18 protein-coding genes are annotated in these 17,933 nt (G+C 64.0%); 15 read left to right on the top strand and 3 right to left on the bottom strand.

The window, feature by feature from the left end:
* Window positions 1-8 precede the first annotated feature (8 nt).
* The gene (locus tag LRS09_RS25320) at window positions 9-731 is read right to left on the bottom strand and encodes a glycerophosphodiester phosphodiesterase (RefSeq protein ID WP_257809806.1); all 723 of its coding nucleotides are present in this window, start codon (window positions 729-731) and stop codon (window positions 9-11) included.
* A 10-nt stretch (window positions 732-741) separates the two neighbouring features.
* Window positions 742-1,206 carry a RidA family protein gene (locus LRS09_RS25315; protein ID WP_257809805.1) on the bottom strand — a complete coding sequence of 155 codons (465 nt, stop codon included), beginning with the start codon at window positions 1,204-1,206 and terminating at the stop codon, window positions 742-744.
* A gap of 147 nt (window positions 1,207-1,353) precedes the next feature.
* Between LRS09_RS25315 and LRS09_RS25310 the strand changes: the two genes are divergently transcribed.
* The 15 genes from LRS09_RS25310 (at window position 1,354) to lpxB (ending at window position 16,504) form a co-directional block, all read left to right on the top strand.
* Window positions 1,354-2,184, top strand: a complete 831-nt coding sequence (locus LRS09_RS25310) for a cell envelope integrity EipB family protein (RefSeq protein ID WP_257809804.1) — start codon at window positions 1,354-1,356, stop codon at window positions 2,182-2,184.
* 36 nt (window positions 2,185-2,220) lie between these two features.
* A complete protein-coding gene (locus LRS09_RS25305) occupies window positions 2,221-3,210 on the top strand; it encodes a threo-3-hydroxy-L-aspartate ammonia-lyase (RefSeq protein ID WP_257809803.1) in 990 nt (329 codons plus the stop codon).
* A gap of 176 nt (window positions 3,211-3,386) precedes the next feature.
* Window positions 3,387-4,154, top strand: a complete 768-nt coding sequence (gene rpsB, locus LRS09_RS25300) for a 30S ribosomal protein S2 (RefSeq protein WP_257809802.1) — start codon at window positions 3,387-3,389, stop codon at window positions 4,152-4,154.
* A 99-nt stretch (window positions 4,155-4,253) separates the two neighbouring features.
* Window positions 4,254-5,174, top strand: coding sequence for a translation elongation factor Ts (tsf, locus tag LRS09_RS25295; protein WP_257809801.1), 921 nt, complete (start codon window positions 4,254-4,256; stop codon window positions 5,172-5,174).
* A 108-nt stretch (window positions 5,175-5,282) separates the two neighbouring features.
* Entirely contained in the window at window positions 5,283-6,005 is a 723-nt protein-coding gene (gene pyrH, locus LRS09_RS25290; protein ID WP_257809800.1) for a UMP kinase, read from the top strand.
* Between the two features lie 42 nt (window positions 6,006-6,047).
* Window positions 6,048-6,608 carry a ribosome recycling factor gene (frr, locus tag LRS09_RS25285; protein ID WP_257809799.1) on the top strand — a complete coding sequence of 187 codons (561 nt, stop codon included), beginning with the start codon at window positions 6,048-6,050 and terminating at the stop codon, window positions 6,606-6,608.
* Between the two features lie 73 nt (window positions 6,609-6,681).
* Window positions 6,682-7,371, top strand: coding sequence for an isoprenyl transferase (locus tag LRS09_RS25280; RefSeq protein ID WP_374684935.1), 690 nt, complete (start codon window positions 6,682-6,684; stop codon window positions 7,369-7,371).
* Window positions 7,372-7,399: 28 nt separating this feature from the next.
* Complete coding sequence (locus LRS09_RS25275) at window positions 7,400-8,215, top strand: phosphatidate cytidylyltransferase (protein WP_257809798.1); 816 nt, start codon at window positions 7,400-7,402, stop codon at window positions 8,213-8,215.
* 87 nt (window positions 8,216-8,302) lie between these two features.
* Entirely contained in the window at window positions 8,303-9,442 is a 1,140-nt protein-coding gene (gene rseP, locus LRS09_RS25270) for an RIP metalloprotease RseP (RefSeq protein WP_257809797.1), read from the top strand.
* 196 nt (window positions 9,443-9,638) lie between these two features.
* Window positions 9,639-12,029: an outer membrane protein assembly factor BamA gene (bamA, locus tag LRS09_RS25265; RefSeq protein WP_257809796.1), complete on the top strand. Its 2,391-nt coding sequence runs from the start codon at window positions 9,639-9,641 to the stop codon at window positions 12,027-12,029.
* A 50-nt stretch (window positions 12,030-12,079) separates the two neighbouring features.
* A complete protein-coding gene (gene lpxD, locus LRS09_RS25260; protein WP_257809795.1) occupies window positions 12,080-13,141 on the top strand; it encodes a UDP-3-O-(3-hydroxymyristoyl)glucosamine N-acyltransferase in 1,062 nt (353 codons plus the stop codon).
* Entirely contained in the window at window positions 13,134-13,610 is a 477-nt protein-coding gene (fabZ, locus tag LRS09_RS25255; protein WP_257809794.1) for a 3-hydroxyacyl-ACP dehydratase FabZ, read from the top strand. Before lpxD ends, fabZ begins: the two co-directional genes overlap by 8 nt.
* Window positions 13,607-14,449: an acyl-ACP--UDP-N-acetylglucosamine O-acyltransferase gene (gene lpxA, locus LRS09_RS25250; RefSeq protein ID WP_374684881.1), complete on the top strand. Its 843-nt coding sequence runs from the start codon at window positions 13,607-13,609 to the stop codon at window positions 14,447-14,449. Before fabZ ends, lpxA begins: the two co-directional genes overlap by 4 nt.
* The gene (locus tag LRS09_RS25245; protein WP_257809793.1) at window positions 14,436-15,332 is read left to right on the top strand and encodes an LpxI family protein; all 897 of its coding nucleotides are present in this window, start codon (window positions 14,436-14,438) and stop codon (window positions 15,330-15,332) included. The genes lpxA and LRS09_RS25245 overlap by 14 nt, the downstream gene beginning before the upstream one ends.
* Window positions 15,329-16,504: a lipid-A-disaccharide synthase gene (lpxB, locus tag LRS09_RS25240; protein ID WP_257809791.1), complete on the top strand. Its 1,176-nt coding sequence runs from the start codon at window positions 15,329-15,331 to the stop codon at window positions 16,502-16,504. Before LRS09_RS25245 ends, lpxB begins: the two co-directional genes overlap by 4 nt.
* A 31-nt stretch (window positions 16,505-16,535) precedes the next feature.
* Here lpxB and gltA read toward each other — a convergent pair whose 3' ends face one another.
* Complete coding sequence (gltA, locus tag LRS09_RS25235; protein WP_257809789.1) at window positions 16,536-17,825, bottom strand: citrate synthase; 1,290 nt, start codon at window positions 17,823-17,825, stop codon at window positions 16,536-16,538.
* Between the last annotated feature and the right edge of the window lie 108 nt (window positions 17,826-17,933).

Raw genomic sequence — 17,933 nt, 5'->3', positions numbered from 1 at the left:
ACGTTGCGTCAGGCCATGACGTTGGGATCGAAACCCTCGAAGGTCATCTGGTCGGCATGGGCAAAGGTGGTCTTGACCGCGTCGGCGTCGCGTACGGTCCAGGTGATCACCGGCAGGCCGAGCGTCTCGCGCATGAAGGTGACGAAGCGGTTGGGCAGGTGGCCGTAGTGGTAGGAGGTGAAGGAGAGGCCGTTGGCGAGCATCGAGAAATGCGCCTCGATCTCGTGCGGCTTGTCGCCCCAGGCGGTGAGGCCGGCCGGAATGCCCGCCGCATGGACCGGGAACTGGCGGATCAGCCAGTGGTCGAAGGACATGATCGCGGCCTTGCCGTCATAGGCACGCAATTCCTTCGCCACAGCCTCCACTAGCCCTTCGTCGTGGCCGGCGATGCCCTTGAGTTCGATGACCAGCGGAACGCGTCCGGCGACCAGGTTCAGCATTTCGCGCAGCGTCGGCGCATGGTCGGCCGTGCCGCCGATCCTCAGCGCGCCCATCTCGGCGGCCGTCTTCTGCCAGACCAGCCCGCCCTGGCCGGCGAGCCGCTGCAGGTCGTGGTCGTGGAAGATCACCGGCACGCCGTCGGCGGAAAGCTCGACGTCGCATTCGATGGCAAAGCCCTTCTTGGCAGCGGCGTCGAAGGCCGAGAGCGTGTTCTCCCAGCGCGTCTTGTTCATGTCGTGATAGCCGCGATGCGCGATCGGGCGTTCGGTCAGCCAGGAGATATCGGACATCGATCGAGCCTCAGGCGAGTTCCACGATCGCTTCGACCTCGACCGGCGCGTTAAGCGGCAGCGAGGCCGTGCCGACCGCGGAACGGGCGTGCTTGCCGCGCTCGCCCAGCACCTTTGCAAGGAAATCCGAAGCGCCGTTGGCAACGAGATGCTGCTCGGTGAAGTCTGCCGTCGAGGCGACGAACACCGTGATCTTGACGAGGCGCGCGATCTTTTCGAGATCGCCGGTCGCGGCCTTCACCTGAGCGAGGATGTTGATCGCGCAGGCGCGGGCGGCTTCTCGACCCGTCGCGGTATCGAGATCGCGGCCGAGAAGGCCCGTGGCGAGGAGCTTGCCGTCGGCAAGCGGCAGTTGCCCGGCGGTGAAGAGCAGGTTGCCGCTCTGCATGAAGGGCACGTAGTTCGCGGCCGGCGCGGCGGCGACCGGCAGTGTGACGCCCTCGGCGGCGAGGCGGGCTTCGATCGTGTCGGCCAATTTTCGTTCCCCGTTAATCAGACTCGTGCCATTGTTCGCGAAGGGACCGCATGGTCCGCCTCGCTTCGGCCACGACTAGAGTGGAGAATGCCGGCGAGTCAACTTAACCGGCCGCATCCGTGCGGAGCGGTCACCGGAGAACGTTAGATGCGCGCTTCGCGCCTTGTCCTTCCCGCTATTCTTTTCGCCACTGTCTTTCCGATCGAATTCGCCAGCGCGGCAGGTGCGCTGCTGGCGCACCGTGCGGTCTACGACCTCGACCTCGGCGAGGCTTCGGAAAAATCCGGCGTCACCGGCGTGGCCGGTCGCATCGTCTACGAGTTCACAGGATCGCGTTGCGAGGGATATTCGACCAATTACCGCTTCGTCTCCCAGATGAACGTGGAAGAGACGCAGCGCATGAACGACTACCAGATGACGACCTACGAGGACGGCGAGGGCAAGTCGTTCGACTTCGTGACGAAGTTCTTCGTCGACGACGGGCTGGACAAGGAGACGAAGGGATCAGCCTCGATCGACGGCAAGGGCTTGGCGGTCAAGCTGCAGAAGCCCCAGGCCGAGACGGTCGACCTGCCGACGACGCACTTTCCCACCCAGCACATGATCGAGCTGATCGAGAAGGCGAAGGCCGGCGAGAACTTCTATGAAACCTCGATCTTCGACGGATCGGACGATGCCAACAAGGTAATGACCACGACGGTGGTGATCGGCAAGAAGACCACGCCGTCGGCGAACGATCCTGAACTGCCGGCGCTCAAGAGCCTTCAGTCCGCGCCGATCTGGCCGGTTTCCATCGCCTATTTCGACCTCTCCAAGGACGATGGCGAAGAGGTGCCGGACTATGCGATCAGCTTCAAGCTCTACGACAACGGCTTTACCCGCGACCTGACGATGAGCTACGGCGAGTTCTCCATCAAGGCCAAGCTGGTTGGGCTCGATCTGCTCGACAGCAAGGACACATGCAAGAAGCCCGAATAGGCGTCAGGCGATATTAACCGGGATCGGGAGCTGATCGTGACCGCACATTCGGTAGCCGAGGCGCTGCGCATTCCGACCTTCGAGGACGTGCGAGCTGCTCAGGCCCGCATCGCAGGCCATGCGCACAGGACGCCCGTGCTGACCTCGCGGACGGCCGATCGGGTGACCGGGGCCTCGCTGTTCTTCAAGGCCGAGAACCTGCAGCGCGGCGGCGCCTTCAAGTTCCGCGGCGCCTATAATGCGATCGCCGCGCTCGACCCGGCTGCGTGCTCGCGGGGCGTGCTCGCCTTTTCCTCCGGCAACCACGCCCAGGCTGTGGCCTATGCGGCGAAGCTGCTTGGTGTCGGCGCAACGATCATCATGCCGAGCGACGCGCCGACGGTGAAAGTCGCCGGTACGCGGGGCTACGGCGGGGAGGTGGTCTTCTACGACCGCTATAAGGAGGACCGGCGCGAGGTCACGCAACGGCTTGCCGCCGAGACCGGCGCGGCGGTCATTCCGCCTTTCGACCATGCCGAGGTAATCGCCGGGCAGGGGACGGCGGTGCTGGAACTGATCGAAGAGGTTGGTGACCTCGACATGATCGTGACGCCGCTCGGCGGTGGCGGATTGCTCGCCGGCAGCGCGCTTGCCGCGAAGGCGCTGTCGCCCGGCTGCCGCGTCTTCGGCGTCGAGCCGGAAGCGGGCAATGACGGACAGCAGTCGTTCGACAAGGGCGAGATTATAGAGATTGCCGTGCCGCGTTCCATCGCCGACGGCGCGCTGACGACCGCGCTCGGCCTGCTCACCTTTCCGATCATCCGCGAGAAAGTCGAGGCGGTGGAGACGGTTCCGGACGAGGCCCTGGTTTCGGCGATGCGCTTCTTTGCCGAGCGGATGAAAATCGTGGTGGAGCCGACGGGCTGCCTTGCCGCCGCCGCGATATTCTCCGGCAGGATCGATTGCGCCGGCAAACGGGTCGGCATCGTGCTCAGCGGCGGCAATATCGATCTTGGTGCGCTTGCGGGCCATTTCGCAGCGAGCTGAGGCATCCCGTATCCGCGCTTGCGCTTGCGTTTCGGCCGCAACGCATCTATATGCGCGGCCATTCCACACACGGACTTGGGTGGTCTTCCGGGAGAAATCCGGCTGACGCCTCCGGTGGCGCAACGAGAAATCCGAGCGTCGAGCGTCCGTGGAGGCAAACCGGAAAAGGATAAGACATGGCACTGCCCGACTTCAGCATGCGCCAGCTGCTGGATGCCGGTGTCCACTTCGGACACCAGACCCACCGCTGGAACCCCAAGATGGCGCCCTATATCTTCGGCGCCCGCAACAACATCCACATCATCGACCTGTCGCAGACCGTTCCGCTGCTGCACCAGGCGCTCAAGGTCGTCTCCGACACCGTCGCCGCCGGCGGCCGCGTGCTCTTCGTGGGCACCAAGCGTCAGGCTTCGGACATCGTCGCCGACGCCGCGCAGCGTTCCGCGCAATACTACGTCAATTCGCGCTGGCTGGGCGGCATGCTCACCAACTGGAAGACGATCTCGAACTCGATCCAGCGCCTGCGCAAGCTCGACGAACTGCTGGCCGGCGAGGCCCAGGGCTTCACCAAGAAGGAGCGCCTGAACCTCGACCGCGAGCGCGAGAAGCTCACCAAGGCTCTCGGCGGGATCAAGGACATGGGCTCGACGCCGGACCTGATGTTCGTGATCGACACCAACAAGGAAGCGATCGCCATCCAGGAAGCTAAGCGTCTCGGTATCCCGGTCGTCGCGATCATCGATTCGAATTGCGATCCGGACAAGGTCGACTATCCGATCCCCGGCAATGACGACGCGCAGCGCGCCATCGCCCTCTACTGCGACCTCATCGCGCGCGCCGCGATCGACGGCATCGCGCGGCAGCAGGGCGCCATGGGCGTCGACGTCGGCGCCTCGGCCGAGGCTCCGGTGGAGCCGGCCCTGGACGAAACCGCGCCGGCCTGAGCCGAACCCAGATAATGGGCGCGGCTTCGGCTGCGCCCATCCTTTCCAGGCGCACGATGCCAATCGCGCGCCATCGTTTTTTGAGATGAAGAGGCTGAAATGAGCATTACGGCGGCACAGGTCAAAGAACTGCGCGAGCTGACCGGCGCAGGCATGATGGACTGCAAGGCGGCGCTGACCGAGACCAACGGCGACATGGAAGCGGCGATCGACTGGCTGCGCAAGAAGGGTATCGCCAAGGCCGACAAGAAGGCCAGCCGCACCGCAGCCGAGGGCCTGGTGGGCGTCGACGGCGGATTCCATGAAGCCTCCGTGGCCGAGGTGAACTCGGAGACGGACTTCGTCGCCCGTAACGACCAGTTCCAGGACATCGTGCGCAATGTCGCCAAGGTCGCGCTCGCCTATGGCGAGACCGACAAGGTAGCCGCCGCCAACTATCCGGGCTCGGACAAGTCGGTCACGGACACGATCAAGGACGCGGTCGGCACGATCGGCGAGAATCTGAGCTTCCGCCGCTCGACCAAGCTCGCGGTGTCGAAGGGCGCGGTCGCGACCTACATCCACAACGCGGTCGCCGACGGCCTGGGCAAGATCGGCGTGCTCGTCGCGATCGAGACCGAGGGCAATGCCGAGGCCGCCAAGGCGTTCGGCCGCCAGGTGGCGATGCATGTCGCGGCGACCAGCCCGCTGTCGCTCGACATCGACGCGCTGGACCCTGCCGCGATCGAGCGCGAGAAGGCGATCTTTTCCGAGCAGGCCCGCGCGTCGGGCAAGCCCGAGAACATCATCGAGAAGATGGTCGAAGGCCGCCTGCGCAAGTTCTACGAGGAAGTCGTGCTGCTGAAGCAGGCGTTCGTCATGAACCCGGACCTGACCGTCGAGAAGGCGCTCAAGGAAGCGGAGAAGGAGATCGGCGCGGCCGCGAAGATCACCGGCTTCGTGCGCTATGCAGTCGGCGAGGGTATCGAGAAGGAAGAGACTGATTTCGCAGCCGAAGTCGCCGCGACGGTCAAGAAGTAACTCCTTGATCCCGACAGGGATAAGCAAGGGCGCCGCGTGACATCGCGGCGCCCTTCGTGTATCGCAGCACCGTTTCCGAAACGCCTGTCCTTCAAGAGAAAGCAATCGATGCCGGCAAAGCCTCTCTATCGCCGCGTTCTCCTCAAGGCGTCGGGCGAGGCGCTGATGGGCGACCAGCATTTCGGCATCGACGTTTCCGTCGCCGACCGCATCGCCTCCGACATCGCCGAAGCCCGCGAGATGGGGGTGGAGGTCGGCCTCGTCATCGGTGGCGGCAACATCTTCCGCGGCCTCGCCGTGGCCTCCAAGGGAGGCGACCGCGTCACCGGCGACCACATGGGCATGCTGGCCACCGTGATCAATTCGCTCGCCATGCGCACCTCGCTGGTCAAGCTGGGCGTCGACACGGTCGTCCTGTCGGCGATCGCCATGCCGGAACTGTGCGAGAGCTTCTCGCAGCGCCAGGCGACCGCCTACATGAACGCAGGCAAGGTCGTGATCTTCGCCGGCGGGACGGGCAATCCCTTCTTCACCACCGATTCTGCCGCCGCGCTGCGGGCTGCGGAAATCGGCGCGGACGCGCTCTTCAAGGGCACGCAGGTCGACGGAATCTACTCGGCGGACCCGAAGAAGGATTCGAATGCAGTGCGCTACGACCGCATCACGCATCGGGAAGTGCTGACGCAGGGCCTGCAAGTCATGGACACGGCGGCGATTGCGCTTGCGCGTGAGAACAACATTCCGATAATCGTCTACTCGATTCACGAAAAAGGTGGGTTTGGCGCTATTCTGCGTGGTGAAGGCCACTGCACGATCGTCGCGGACGCCTGACGTCAAGCTCAGGCGCAACCACCAACAGACGGGGAGAAATACATGGCTGACGGAGTGGATTTCAAGGATCTCCAGCGCCGCATGGACGGTGCGATCAGCTCGTTCAAGCACGATCTGGCGTCGCTGAGGACCGGCCGTGCCTCTGCGAACCTGCTCGATCCGATCGTCGTGCAGGCTTATGGCGCGCCGACGCCGATCAACCAGGTGGCCTCCGTCAGCGTGCCGGAGCCGCGCATGATCAGCGTCAGCGTGTGGGACCGGTCTCTGGTAGGCGCGGTCGACCGCGCTATCCGGGAAGCCAATCTCGGCTTCAATCCCATCATGGATGGCACGACGCTTCGCATCCCCTTGCCTGAACTCAACGAGCAGCGGCGCAAGGAACTGGTGAAGATCGCCCATCAGTACGGCGAGGCGGCGCGCGTTGCGGCCCGCCACGTCCGGCGCGACGGTATCGACAGCCTGAAGAAGGCCGAGAAGGATAGTACCATCAGCCAGGACGAGATGCGTGTCAGTTCCGACAGGGTCCAGAAGATGACCGACGACACGATTTCGACCATCGACAGCCTTCTCACGGAGAAGGAAGCCGAGATCATGCAGGTCTGACGAGCAAGTCGGCGCGAATGCCGTTGACGGGAGTGCTCGATTGAAACTGAAGCCTGAGCACATCGCGATCATAATGGACGGCAACGGCCGCTGGGCACAGGAGCGGGGGCTTCCGCGCGCGGCAGGCCACCGCGCCGGCGTCGAGGCGCTTCGGCAGATGGTGCAGAACGCCGCTGATCTCGGGATCGGCTGGGTTACCGTTTACGCCTTCTCGTCCGAGAACTGGTCGCGCCCGAAGTCGGAAGTGACGGACCTGATGGGGCTGCTGAAGCTCTTCATCCGCCGCGACCTTGCGGAACTGCACCAGAACGGCGTGAAGGTGCAGGTCATCGGCGAACGGCAGAGCCTGCAGCGGGATATCAGCGCGCTGCTGGACGAGGCCGAGCAACTCACCCGGGACAATACCGGCCTACATCTCGTCATCGCCTTCAACTACGGCTCACGCGACGAGGTCGCACGCGCGGCCACCAAGATTGCCGAAGCGGCTATTGCCGGCAGGCTCGCGCCGGGCGACATCACGCCGGAGACATTCTGCACGTTCCTCGATACGGCGGAGATTCCCGACCCGGACCTGATCATCCGCACCGGCGGCGAGATCAGGCTGTCGAACTTCCTGCTCTGGCAGGCGGCCTATTCCGAGCTGGTCTTCCTGTCCTGCTATTGGCCGGATTTCAACAAGACGCATCTCGTCGATGCGATCCAGACCTTCGCGGCGCGCGAGCGCCGCTTCGGCGGAGTTCGCGAAGCGGGTGTCGCCTCGTGAGGGCGCGGGTCGAAGCGGTGACCGCGCGATGAGTAACCTTCAGCTCAGGGTCATCTCGGCCGTCGTTCTTGCTGCGATCGTTCTCGGCCTGACCTGGCTCGGCGCCGCCCCGTTTCGTGTGCTCGCGACGGCGATCGGCGCACTGGTGTTCTACGAGTGGACGACAGTGTCCGATCTGAAGCGGGATCGGACGGTGTGGCTTGCGGCGTGGATCCTCGTGGCGATCGCGCTGGCCGCTCTCCTTACCGGCCTTTCAGGCCATTGGATGCTGATTCTCGCGGTCGTTCCCGCGATCTTCGTGCTGGCGATCGGCCAGGTCCGCGAACTGGGGAGCTTGGCTGCGATCGGCATGGCCTACGCGGTTCTGCCGGCCGTGGCGCTCGCCTTCCTGCGCGGTGGCGATCTCTCCGGACTGCTCGCGATCCTGTATCTGTTCGCAGTCGTGTGGGGCACCGACATTTTCGCCTATTTCGTCGGCCGTGCGGTCGGCGGGCCGAAGCTCGCACCGTCGATTTCCCCCGGCAAGACCTGGAGCGGGGCAGTCGGCGGGGCCGTCGCAGCACTTGTCGCTGGATTTGCCGTCGCCTGGTTCGCCGGACACCCGTCGCCGCTCTTGATGGGATTGCTCGCGCTGCCGCTGTCCGCCGTGTCGCAGGCAGGCGACCTGTTCGAATCCGGCTTCAAACGCAGATTCGGCGCAAAAGACTCCAGCCACCTCATTCCCGGTCACGGCGGCGTCATGGATCGGGTGGATGGTCTTGTCGCGGCGGCGGTGGCGCTGTATCTCGCGGGCTGGTTGCTGGCCGGTCCGGCTTTTCCGTCCCACGGGCTGTTTCCCGTCTGACCGGCCCATTGGCCGTCACGGAATCGCCCGGTTTGCAAACGCAACTTCCTGCCACCGCGGCCGGCCGCAGAATTCGAGGCATTCCTGTTGGGCGATATTGTCAATTCGATCGTGGGTGTGGATGGGGTGATCATCGGCACGATTGTGCCGTTCCTGTTCGTGCTGACCATCGTTGTCTTCGTGCATGAGATGGGGCACTATCTCGTCGGGCGTTGGTGCGGCATCGGCGTGAAGGCGTTCTCGATCGGCTTCGGTCCGGAACTCGTCGGCTTCAACGACCGTCACGGCACGCGCTGGAAGCTGTCGGCGATTCCGCTCGGCGGTTACGTCAAGTTTACCGGCGACATGAACGCGACCTCGACGCCTGACGCTGCGGAGATGGAGACGCTCACCGAGGCGGAGCGCAAGGTCGCGTTCCACACCCAGCCGGTCTGGAAGCGGGCGCTGACCGTCTTTGCCGGCCCGCTTTTCAATTTCCTGCTGACAATCGCGGTTTTCGCTGTTCTTTTCGGCACTTACGGGCGGCCGGTGATTCAGCCGGTGGTCGCCGAGGTTGTGGCCGGCAGTGCCGCTGAGCAGGGAGGCTTCAAGCCTGGCGACCGATTCGTCTCGGTCGATGGAAATCGGGTCGAGAGCTTCGCCGACGTCCAGCGCTACGTGTCTGGCCGGACGGACGATCAGCTCGCCTTCGTGATGCTGCGCGATGGCAAGGAAATCACGCTCACCGCCACCCCAAGGCTGACCGAACAGAAGGACGCCCTGGGCAATACGATCAAGGTGGGCGTTATCGGCGTCGCCACCAACCAGGAGGTCGGGCAGGGCAGGGTGGAGCACTACGGTCCGCTCGATGCGGTCGGCCAGGCTGTCGTGGAGACGGGGTCGATCATCAGTCGGACGGGACAGTTCCTCAAGCGTTTCGCCTTCGGCCGCGAGGACAAATGCCAACTCGGCGGGCCGATCAAGATCGCCAAGATGTCGGGGCAGGCCGCGCAGCTCGGCTTCCTGTGGCTGGTCAATCTTGTGGCGCTGTTGTCGGTCGGCATCGGTTTCCTCAATCTGCTGCCGATTCCGCCGCTCGACGGAGGCCATCTGGTCTTCTACGGAATCGAGGCCGTGACCCGCCGACCCGTGCCCGAAAGGGCGATGGAAGCGGTCTACAGAATCGGTCTTTTCGCCGTGCTCCTGTTCATGGCTTTCGTGGTCTGGAACGACCTCTTCGGATGCTGAACCCAATGAAAATTCGACACTTATTAACCATGACCGGCGTTTGGCGTGACGAGAAAGCCACGCTCAATGGCTTCGTAAACGCAAATTAACCAGAAGCCTTGCGTGTAAGGAAAATCCGGCTATTACGGTAAGGCGGAATGACCGTCACGTCCGGTTTCTCGCCGTGGGGACTACGAGAACAAGGTAAGACAGCCCTATGAAGGCAACTAAAAGACTGATGGGCGCGGCATCCGCGGCAGCCCTTGCCGCCGGAATGGTATTCCCGGCGTCTCTTGTCGTGCAGGTCGCTATGGTTTCTGTCGCGGAAGCGGCCGTCGTCAGCAGTGTGTCTGTGCGTGGCAACAGCCGTGTCGATGCGGACACGATTCGGGGCAATATTAGCATTCAGCCGGGCCGGACCTTTTCCGCGGCCGATATCGACGAGTCGGTGAAGCGTCTTTTCGCGACCGGCCTCTTTTCCGACGTGCGGATCAACCAGTCGGGCGGCACCCTCATCGTCGAGGTGCAGGAATATCCGGTCGTCAACCAGGTGCTCTTCCAGGGCAACAAGAAGCGTAAGGATGCGGACCTCGCGCGCGTCGTCCAGCTCAAGCCGCGCGGCCCATTCTCGCAGGCGCAGATGGAAGCCGACGTCGAGGCGATCAAGGCTGCCTACAGCGCCATCGGCCGCGACGATGCCGAGGTCCAGACGCAGATCATGGACCTGGGCGAGAACCGCGTGAACGTCGTCTTTACGGTCAATGAAGGCGGCCGCACCAAGATCAAGTCCGTCAACTTCGTCGGCAACAACGCCTTCGGGGATCGTCGTCTTGGAGACGTGATCTCGACCAAGCGCTCGAATTTGCTCTCGTTCCTGTTCCGTGACGACATCTACGACGAGAACCGCCTGCGCGCCGATGAGGAAGCGCTGCGCCGCTTCTACTACGATCGCGGCTATGCGGATTTCCAGGTCGTTTCGTCCTCGGCAGAGCTCGACGAGGCGACGAACGAATATACCGTCAACTTCACCGTGGACGAAGGCGAGCGCTATACCTTCGGCGACGTGTCGGTCGAGACCTCGATCGAGGGCATCGATTCCAAGTCGCTGAATTCGGAAATCAGAACGCACTCGGGTGACGTCTACAGCGCCAAGAAGGTCGAGGACACTATCATCGGTCTGACCGAGCGGGTGGCCGGTTCCGGTTATGCCTTCGCTCAGGTGACGCCGCGTGGCGACCGTAATTTCGAGACGCGCACGATCTCGGTCGTCTATACGATCGACCAGGGTCCTCGCACCTATGTCGAGCGCATCGAGATCCGCGGTAACGAACGCACGCGCGATTATGTCATTCGCCGCGAATTCGACATTTCGGAAGGCGACGCGTTCAATCAGGTCCTAATCCAGCGCGCCAAGCGCCGCCTGGAGAGGCTGGACTATTTCGAGACGGTGAACATCGCCACTGCTCCGGGCTCCGAGCCCGACCAGGTTATCCTGGTTGTGGATCTGGTGGAGAAGTCGACCGGCGAGTTCTCGATCGGCGGCGGCTACACCACGGGTGAAAACGCGGGCTTCTCGGTCGAGGGCTCGGTTAGCGAACGCAACTTCCTCGGCCGCGGCCAGTTCATCCGGATTTCGGCCGGCGGCGGCAAGGATACGCGCAACTACTCGCTGTCGTTTACGGAACCCTATTTCCTCGGCAGGCGCATCGCGGCCGGGTTCGATGTGTATCGTCAGACGCAGCGCTACACGAACTACGAATCCGAAACGACGGGAGCGACGATCCGCTTCGGCCTGCCGATCACGCAGAACCTGACGACGCAGCTGGCGTATAATCTGACGTCGGAGGAGTATGGCTATACCGACGATTGCGAGCCAGTTGGCGGTGTCGCGACCTCGTGTGACCTGTCGCCGGCAATCATTGCTGGTATCGAGGCGAGTCCCTGGATCAAGTCGTCCGTGAGCGCGACGCTGCAGTATAACTCCATCGACGACATGAAGAACCCGCATTCGGGCATTTATGCCACGCTGACGGGCGAGGTCGCGGGTCTCGGCGGCGACGCCAAGTGGGCGAAGATCACGGCACGCGGCAACTACTATCGTGCCCTGTCGGAACAGCAGGACATCGTCGGCCTGGTGACGCTCGGCGCCGGACACATCCAGCCGTTCGATGACAATGGTCTGCGTGTGTTCGACCAGTTCAAGGGTTCCGACCGCATGATCCGCGGTTTTGCCTACAACGGCATCGGACCCGCCGATACGAACGGATCCACGGACAAGGATGACTTCGATCACCTTGGCGGCACGACCTATTTCCATGCCACCGCAGAGGCACAGTTCCCTCTGCCTGTGCTGCCTCCCAGCATAGGCGTCAAGGGCGCGTTGTTCGCCGACGCTGCCACGCTCTTCGGTGTTGACGGAGGTGTTTCCGGGGTTGTTCCTGGGGCCAACCAGGCCTCCTTCGACATGCGCTGGCGCGCGTCGGTCGGTGCCGGCCTGATCTGGGCGTCGCCGTTCGGTCCGATCCGGATCGACTATGCGATCCCGGTTCTGAAGGAGGACACCGACATCGTGCAGAACCTCAATTTCGGCATGTCGGCCAAGTTCTAAAAATTACTGGTACCCCTTCCGGGCGTCTGGCCCGGAAGTCTGGGGCATTCATGAGCGATCCGGTGTTCTTCTCGCCCGTCCGCCGGATCGATGCGGCGCAGGTCGCAGAGCTATGTGGTGCATCTCTCGGGAACCCTGATGCCGGTGGTGTGGAAATAACCGGAATCGCCCCTGCTGATCAGGGTGGTCCCGGTGACCTTGTATTCCTGGAAGGGCGCAGGGGCCTTGGGTTGCTGCCCCGGCTTCGGGCCGGCGCGGTTCTGTGCACGGCGGACCTCGCGCCCTCGGTCCCGGCGGGTGTCGCCGTGCTGGTAACGCCGCGCCCGCAGCAGGCATTTGCGCTCGTTGCGCGTCATCTCTTCCCTGAAGCGACGAAACCCGCGCCGTGGTTTTCTCCCGTCGTCGGCATTTCACCCTCAGCCCATGTGGCGAGCGATGCGAAGGTTGAGGCCGGTGCGACCATAGAGCCCGGCGCGGTCGTTGGGCCGGGCGCCATGATCGGTGCCGGCGCAGTCATCGCGCCCAACGCGGTCATCGGGCCGTCATGCCAGATCGGCCGCAACACCTTCATCGGTCCTGGCGCCAGCATTCAGGCGGCGCTGATCGGCGATCGGGTGATCATCCATGCCGGAGCGCGGATCGGTGCGGACGGTTTCGGGTTTGTAGCCGGGCGTTCCGGGCTGGAGAAGGTGCCGCAGATCGGCCGCGTCATCATTCAGGACAATGTCGAGATCGGCGCGAATACCACGATCGACAGGGGTGCGCTCGGCGACACGATCATCGGAGAAGGGACCAAGATCGACAATCTGGTTCAGATCGGCCACAACGTGCGCATCGGGCGCTCATGCGCCATCGCCGCACAGGTCGGCATCTCCGGCTCCGTCGTCATCGGCGACTACGTGATGTTGGGCGGACGCGTTGGCATTGGCGATCACCTGACGATCGGAAGCGGCGCGCAACTTGCGGCGGGCAGCGGGCTGATGCATGACGTTCCCGCAGGCGAAAGATGGGGAGGTGCGCCTGCCCAGCCGATGAAGAGCTGGCTCCGCGAGGTGTCGCTCTTGCGCGGCATGGCGCAGGACAGGTCCAGGAGAAAGAACGGCAATGGCTGAACCGGGCGCGAAACAACTGGAAACACTGGATATCGACCGGCTGCTCAAGTTGCTGCCCCATCGCTATCCGTTTCTGCTCGTCGACAAGATCGTCGATATCGACGGCGACAATTCCGCGACCGGCATCAAGAACGTCACGATGAACGAGCCGCACTTCCAGGGGCATTTTCCCGAGAAGCCGGTGATGCCGGGCGTGCTGATCATCGAAGCTATGGCGCAGACAGCCGGCGCGATATGCCTGCATTCGCTGAGGTCGGAGAAGCCCTCCTTCGTCTATTTCCTGACGATCGACGAGGCAAAGTTCCGCAAGCCGGTGGTGCCGGGCGACCGGCTGGAGATCAAGGTCGCCAAAGAGCGTCAGCGGGCGAATATCTGGAAGTTCAAGTGCGAGGCGGTCGTTGACGGGACCAAGGTCGCCGAAGCGATCATATCCGCAATGACGACGCCGGCGGGCAGCACCGGAGCATGAGCGGCGTGGCAGGCGAAACCATCATTCACCCGCTTGCGGTGGTCGAGCAGGGTGCGCAGCTCGGGGCCGGCGTCCGGATCGGGCCATTCTGCCATGTAAGCGCCGATGCCGTTCTCGGCGATCGCGTGGAACTGGTCAGCCATGTCTCGATCCTCGGCGCCACCAGCCTCGGTGAGGGCTGCAAGGTGTTCCCGCAGGCGGTGTTGGGTGCGGCACCTCAGAACAATAAGCACAAGGGCGGACGCACCACGCTGGTCGTCGGGCGCAACTGCCTGATCCGCGAAGGCGTGACGATGCATCTCGGCAGCGACACGAGCAAGGCCGAAACCGTCGTCGGAGACAACGGCTATTTCCTCGCCTACACGCACATCGCGCATGATTGCACTGTGGGCAACAACGTCACCATGGCGAACCTCGCAACGCTCGGTGGCCATGTCGTCGTTGGTGATTTCGTCAACTTCGGCGGCCTCTCGGCGGCGCACCAGAACACGCGCATCGGCCACCACGCCTTCATCGGCGGCATGACGGCCGTGTTCGAGGACGTCATTCCCTACGGAATGCTGCGCGGACCGAACGGCGCGTTGCGGGGCCTGAACCTGATCGGGATGAAGCGGTCAGGAATGTCCCGCTCCGAGATCCATGCGGTCAGGAACGCCTTCAAGGCCATCTTCGACCGTTCGCGCACTATGGACGAGAACATGGCAGCAGCCGAGAAGCGCTTTGCCGACTCTCCCGCGGTGCTGGACGTGCTTGCCTTCATGCGCTCCTCTGGCCGCCGTTCCTACGCAACCCCGTGGCGGGGCAGGGAAGACCAGTCTGACGACGATGGCGAGGTCTGAGCGGACATCGGCGTTCCAGCTTCGTCCGGGCGAGCGGATCGCCGTCGGGGCCGGCGCCGGCAAGTTGCCCATCGAACTTGTCGATGCGTTGGCCGCATCCGGTCATCGTCCCTTCGTCGTGCTGATCGAAGGCGAAGCCGATGCCGCGTCGACGGTGCTGACCGGCCAGGACCACTGGATCATGCCGCTCGAGCGGATCGGCGAACTGGCGGCAAGATTCAGGCGCGAAGGGGTGACGCATCTCGTCATGGCAGGCGGCGTGAGCCGTCGACCGCGCTTGCGTTCCGTGCGTCCAAGCCTTGGTATCCTCCACATGGCGCCGCGCATTGTGGCCTCGCTCGCGCGGGGGGACGACAATCTGCTGCGCGCGATCGTCCGCTACTATGAAAGGCTGGGCATCACGGTCGTCGGAGCGCACCAGATCCTGCCCGACCTGCTTGCGCCGCCCGGCGTGCTGACCGTGAGGGCGCCGAGCGCGCGGGACCGCGACGACCTCAAGGCGGCTGCGATTGCCGCCCGCGCGATCGGCGCGCTGGACATAGGGCAGGCCGCGATCGCGATCGGGGGAAGGGCTGTGGCGCTCGAAGGCATCGAAGGAACCGACGGGCTGCTGCAGCGCACCGTGGAACTGCGGTCGAACGGTCGTATCGAGGGACGTGCAGGCGGCGCGCTGGTGAAATGTGCCAAGCCGGCGCAGGAGCTCCGCGTCGATCTTCCGACCATAGGGGTCGGAACAGTTGAACTCGCGCATGCGGCCGGGCTTGCAGGTATAGGCGTCGAAGCCGACCGGTCGATCGTGCTCGACATGGGAGCGGTCACGGCGCGTGCAGACGAACTGGGCCTGTTCGTCGTCGGCCTGGTCGAACGGGACTGGACGACATGACCGACCGGCCGCTGCGTCTCGCGGTCGTCGCGGGGGAGGAGTCGGGCGACCTGCTAGGCGCCGACCTGGTGACCGCGCTGCTCGCCGCATCAGGCCGCGACATCGTCCTTACCGGGATTGGCGGGCGGCACCTCGAGGCGCAGGGCCTTTCGTCGCTGTTCAATTCATCCGAAATCGCCCTGATGGGCGTCGCAGCCGTGGTGCGCGACCTGCCGCGCCTGATCCGCCGGATCGGACAGACCGCGCGGGAGATCGTGGCGGCAAAGCCCGACTGCCTCGTCACCATCGACAGTCCGGACTTCTCGTTGCGCGTCGCGAAGAAGGTACGCGCCGCCGACCCCTCCATTCCCATCGTCCACTATGTCTGCCCGAGTGTGTGGGCCTGGCGGCCCGGCCGGGCGCGGGCGATGAAGCCCCATGTCGACCACATCCTATGCGTGCTGCCGTTCGAGCCGGACGTGCTCGACAAGTTGGGCGGGCCAAAGGGCACCTTCGTCGGGCATCGGCTGACGGCCGATCCCGGAGTGAGGTCGGCCGTGGCTGCGCAGGCGATCGCACGCGACCTCGCGCCCGGGCGCGAGAAGACGCTGGTCGTCCTTCCCGGCTCGCGCGGGTCGGAGATCGGTCATCTGCTCAAGCCGTTCGGCGAGACGATCGACATCCTGCGCGCGCGCGGCAACCGGCTGCGTATTGTCCTGCCGACATTACCGCGCCTGCGCGACCGTGTCGCCGCAGGTGTTGCAGAATGGGGACAGGCGCCTGAGATCATTGTCGGGGCGGATGAGAAGTGGCAGGCCTTCGGCGCGGCGGATGCGGCCCTCATCTCGTCCGGAACGGTGTCGCTGGAGCTCGCGCTTGCCGGCGTCCCGCTCGTCTCCTGCTACAAGTTCGACTGGCTCTCCCGCCAGTTCGAGGGCTTGATCACCTCATGGTCTGCCCTCCTGCCGAACCTCATCGCCGACCGGCCGGTGGCGCCCGAATACTACAATCAATATGTCCGGCCGGAGCACATTGCCCGTTCGCTCGAATGCCTGTTCACCGACACGGAAATGCGAGCCTGGCAGCGCGAAGGCTTCGCCGAGGTCCGCCGACGCCTCGCCACGGACCGGCCGCCTGGGGAGACCGCCGCAGGCGTGGTGATGTCCTACATCAAACAAAAAACGGGCGCCTAAGCGCCCGTCTCGATTCCTGCGCGTGTTCCGATCAGCGCTTGGCGATCGGCACGTAATCGCGCTCGGTCGCGCCGGTGTAGAGCTGGCGCGGACGTCCGATCTTCTGCAGCGGATCCTCGATCATCTCTTTCCACTGTGCGATCCAGCCGACCGTGCGGGCGACTGCGAACAGCACGGTGAACATGGTGGTGGGGAAGCCGAGCGCCTTCAGCGTGATGCCGGAGTAGAAGTCGATGTTCGGATAGAGCTTCTTTTCGATGAAGTAGTCGTCCGTGAGCGCGATCTTCTCCAGTTCCATCGCGACGTCGAGCAGCGGATCGTCCTTGATGCCGAGCTCGCCGAGCACCTCATGCGTCGTACGCTGCATGATCTTCGCGCGCGGGTCGTAGTTCTTGTAGACGCGATGACCGAAGCCCATCAGGCGGAACGGATCGTTCTTGTCCTTGGCGCGGGCGATGAACTCCGGAATGCGGTCGACGGTGCCGATCTCAGACAGCATGTTGAGCGCGGCCTCGTTGGCGCCGCCATGTGCGGGCCCCCACAGGCAAGCGATGCCGGCGGCGATGCAGGCGAAGGGATTGGCGCCCGACGAGCCGGCAAGACGAACGGTCGAGGTCGATGCGTTCTGCTCATGGTCGGCATGGAGGATGAAGATGCGTTCCATGGCGCGCGCCAGCACGGGATTGACCTCGTATTCCTCGGCCGGCACCGCAAAGCACATGCGCAGGAAGTTCGCGGCGTAGGAGAGATCGTTCCGCGGATACACGAAGGGTTGGCCTATATGATATTTGTAGGCCATCGCCGCAATGGTGGGCATCTTCGCGATCAGGCGGATCGAGGCGATCATGCGCTGGTGCGGATCGGAGATGTCGGTCGAGTCGTGATAGAAGGCCGAAAGTGCGCCGACCACACCGCACATTACCGCCATCGGGTGCGCGTCGCGGCGGAAGCCGCGGAAGAAGTTGACCATCTGCTCATGCACCATGGTGTGGCGCGTGACGCGGTTGTCGAAGTCTTCCTTCTGGCTTTTGGTCGGCAATTCGCCGTAGAGCAGCAGGTAGCAGGTCTCCAGGAAATCGCCGTGCTCGGCGAGCTGGTCGATCGGATAGCCGCGGTGCAGCAGGATCCCCTCGTCGCCGTCGATATAGGTGATGGCCGACTCGCAGGAGGCGGTGGAGGTGAAGCCCGGGTCGTAGGTGAAGGCGCCCGTTTCCTTGAACAGGGGGGCGATGTCGATCACGTCCGGCCCCACGGACCCGCTTCGAACTTTCATGTCGAAGGACTTGCCGCCAAATTCGAGTTTCGCCGTCTTGTTTGTCATTGCAACTCCCTTCGATGCCCCAGAAACGCGCCGCGAGGATGGATGATGCGGCGCGAAGAGATGAACCCGCCCGGTGTTTATGCCGGCTTGTGCTATCGCATTTACGAC

Origin of the sequence: Mesorhizobium sp. J428, assembly GCF_024699925.1 — a bacterium.
Taxonomy (GTDB): domain Bacteria; phylum Pseudomonadota; class Alphaproteobacteria; order Rhizobiales; family Rhizobiaceae; genus Mesorhizobium_A.
Note: the sequence above shows the minus strand (reverse complement) of the source record. Positions and strands in the feature narration are given on the sequence as shown.

What these genes read in the sequence shown, in the direction of transcription:
- LRS09_RS25320 (WP_257809806.1), bottom strand. Translation starts at nt 731, where the DNA reads ATGTCCGATATCTCCTGGCTGACCGAACGCCCGATCGCGCATCGCGGC.
- LRS09_RS25310 (WP_257809804.1), top strand. Translation starts at nt 1,354, where the DNA reads ATGCGCGCTTCGCGCCTTGTCCTTCCCGCTATTCTTTTCGCCACTGTC.
- rpsB (WP_257809802.1), top strand. Translation starts at nt 3,387, where the DNA reads ATGGCACTGCCCGACTTCAGCATGCGCCAGCTGCTGGATGCCGGTGTC.
- tsf (WP_257809801.1), top strand. Translation starts at nt 4,254, where the DNA reads ATGAGCATTACGGCGGCACAGGTCAAAGAACTGCGCGAGCTGACCGGC.
- pyrH (WP_257809800.1), top strand. Translation starts at nt 5,283, where the DNA reads ATGCCGGCAAAGCCTCTCTATCGCCGCGTTCTCCTCAAGGCGTCGGGC.
- frr (WP_257809799.1), top strand. Translation starts at nt 6,048, where the DNA reads ATGGCTGACGGAGTGGATTTCAAGGATCTCCAGCGCCGCATGGACGGT.
- LRS09_RS25280 (WP_374684935.1), top strand. Translation starts at nt 6,682, where the DNA reads ATGGACGGCAACGGCCGCTGGGCACAGGAGCGGGGGCTTCCGCGCGCG.
- LRS09_RS25275 (WP_257809798.1), top strand. Translation starts at nt 7,400, where the DNA reads ATGAGTAACCTTCAGCTCAGGGTCATCTCGGCCGTCGTTCTTGCTGCG.
- bamA (WP_257809796.1), top strand. Translation starts at nt 9,639, where the DNA reads ATGAAGGCAACTAAAAGACTGATGGGCGCGGCATCCGCGGCAGCCCTT.
- lpxD (WP_257809795.1), top strand. Translation starts at nt 12,080, where the DNA reads ATGAGCGATCCGGTGTTCTTCTCGCCCGTCCGCCGGATCGATGCGGCG.
- fabZ (WP_257809794.1), top strand. Translation starts at nt 13,134, where the DNA reads ATGGCTGAACCGGGCGCGAAACAACTGGAAACACTGGATATCGACCGG.
- lpxA (WP_374684881.1), top strand. Translation starts at nt 13,607, where the DNA reads ATGAGCGGCGTGGCAGGCGAAACCATCATTCACCCGCTTGCGGTGGTC.
- LRS09_RS25245 (WP_257809793.1), top strand. Translation starts at nt 14,436, where the DNA reads ATGGCGAGGTCTGAGCGGACATCGGCGTTCCAGCTTCGTCCGGGCGAG.
- lpxB (WP_257809791.1), top strand. Translation starts at nt 15,329, where the DNA reads ATGACCGACCGGCCGCTGCGTCTCGCGGTCGTCGCGGGGGAGGAGTCG.
- gltA (WP_257809789.1), bottom strand. Translation starts at nt 17,825, where the DNA reads ATGACAAACAAGACGGCGAAACTCGAATTTGGCGGCAAGTCCTTCGAC.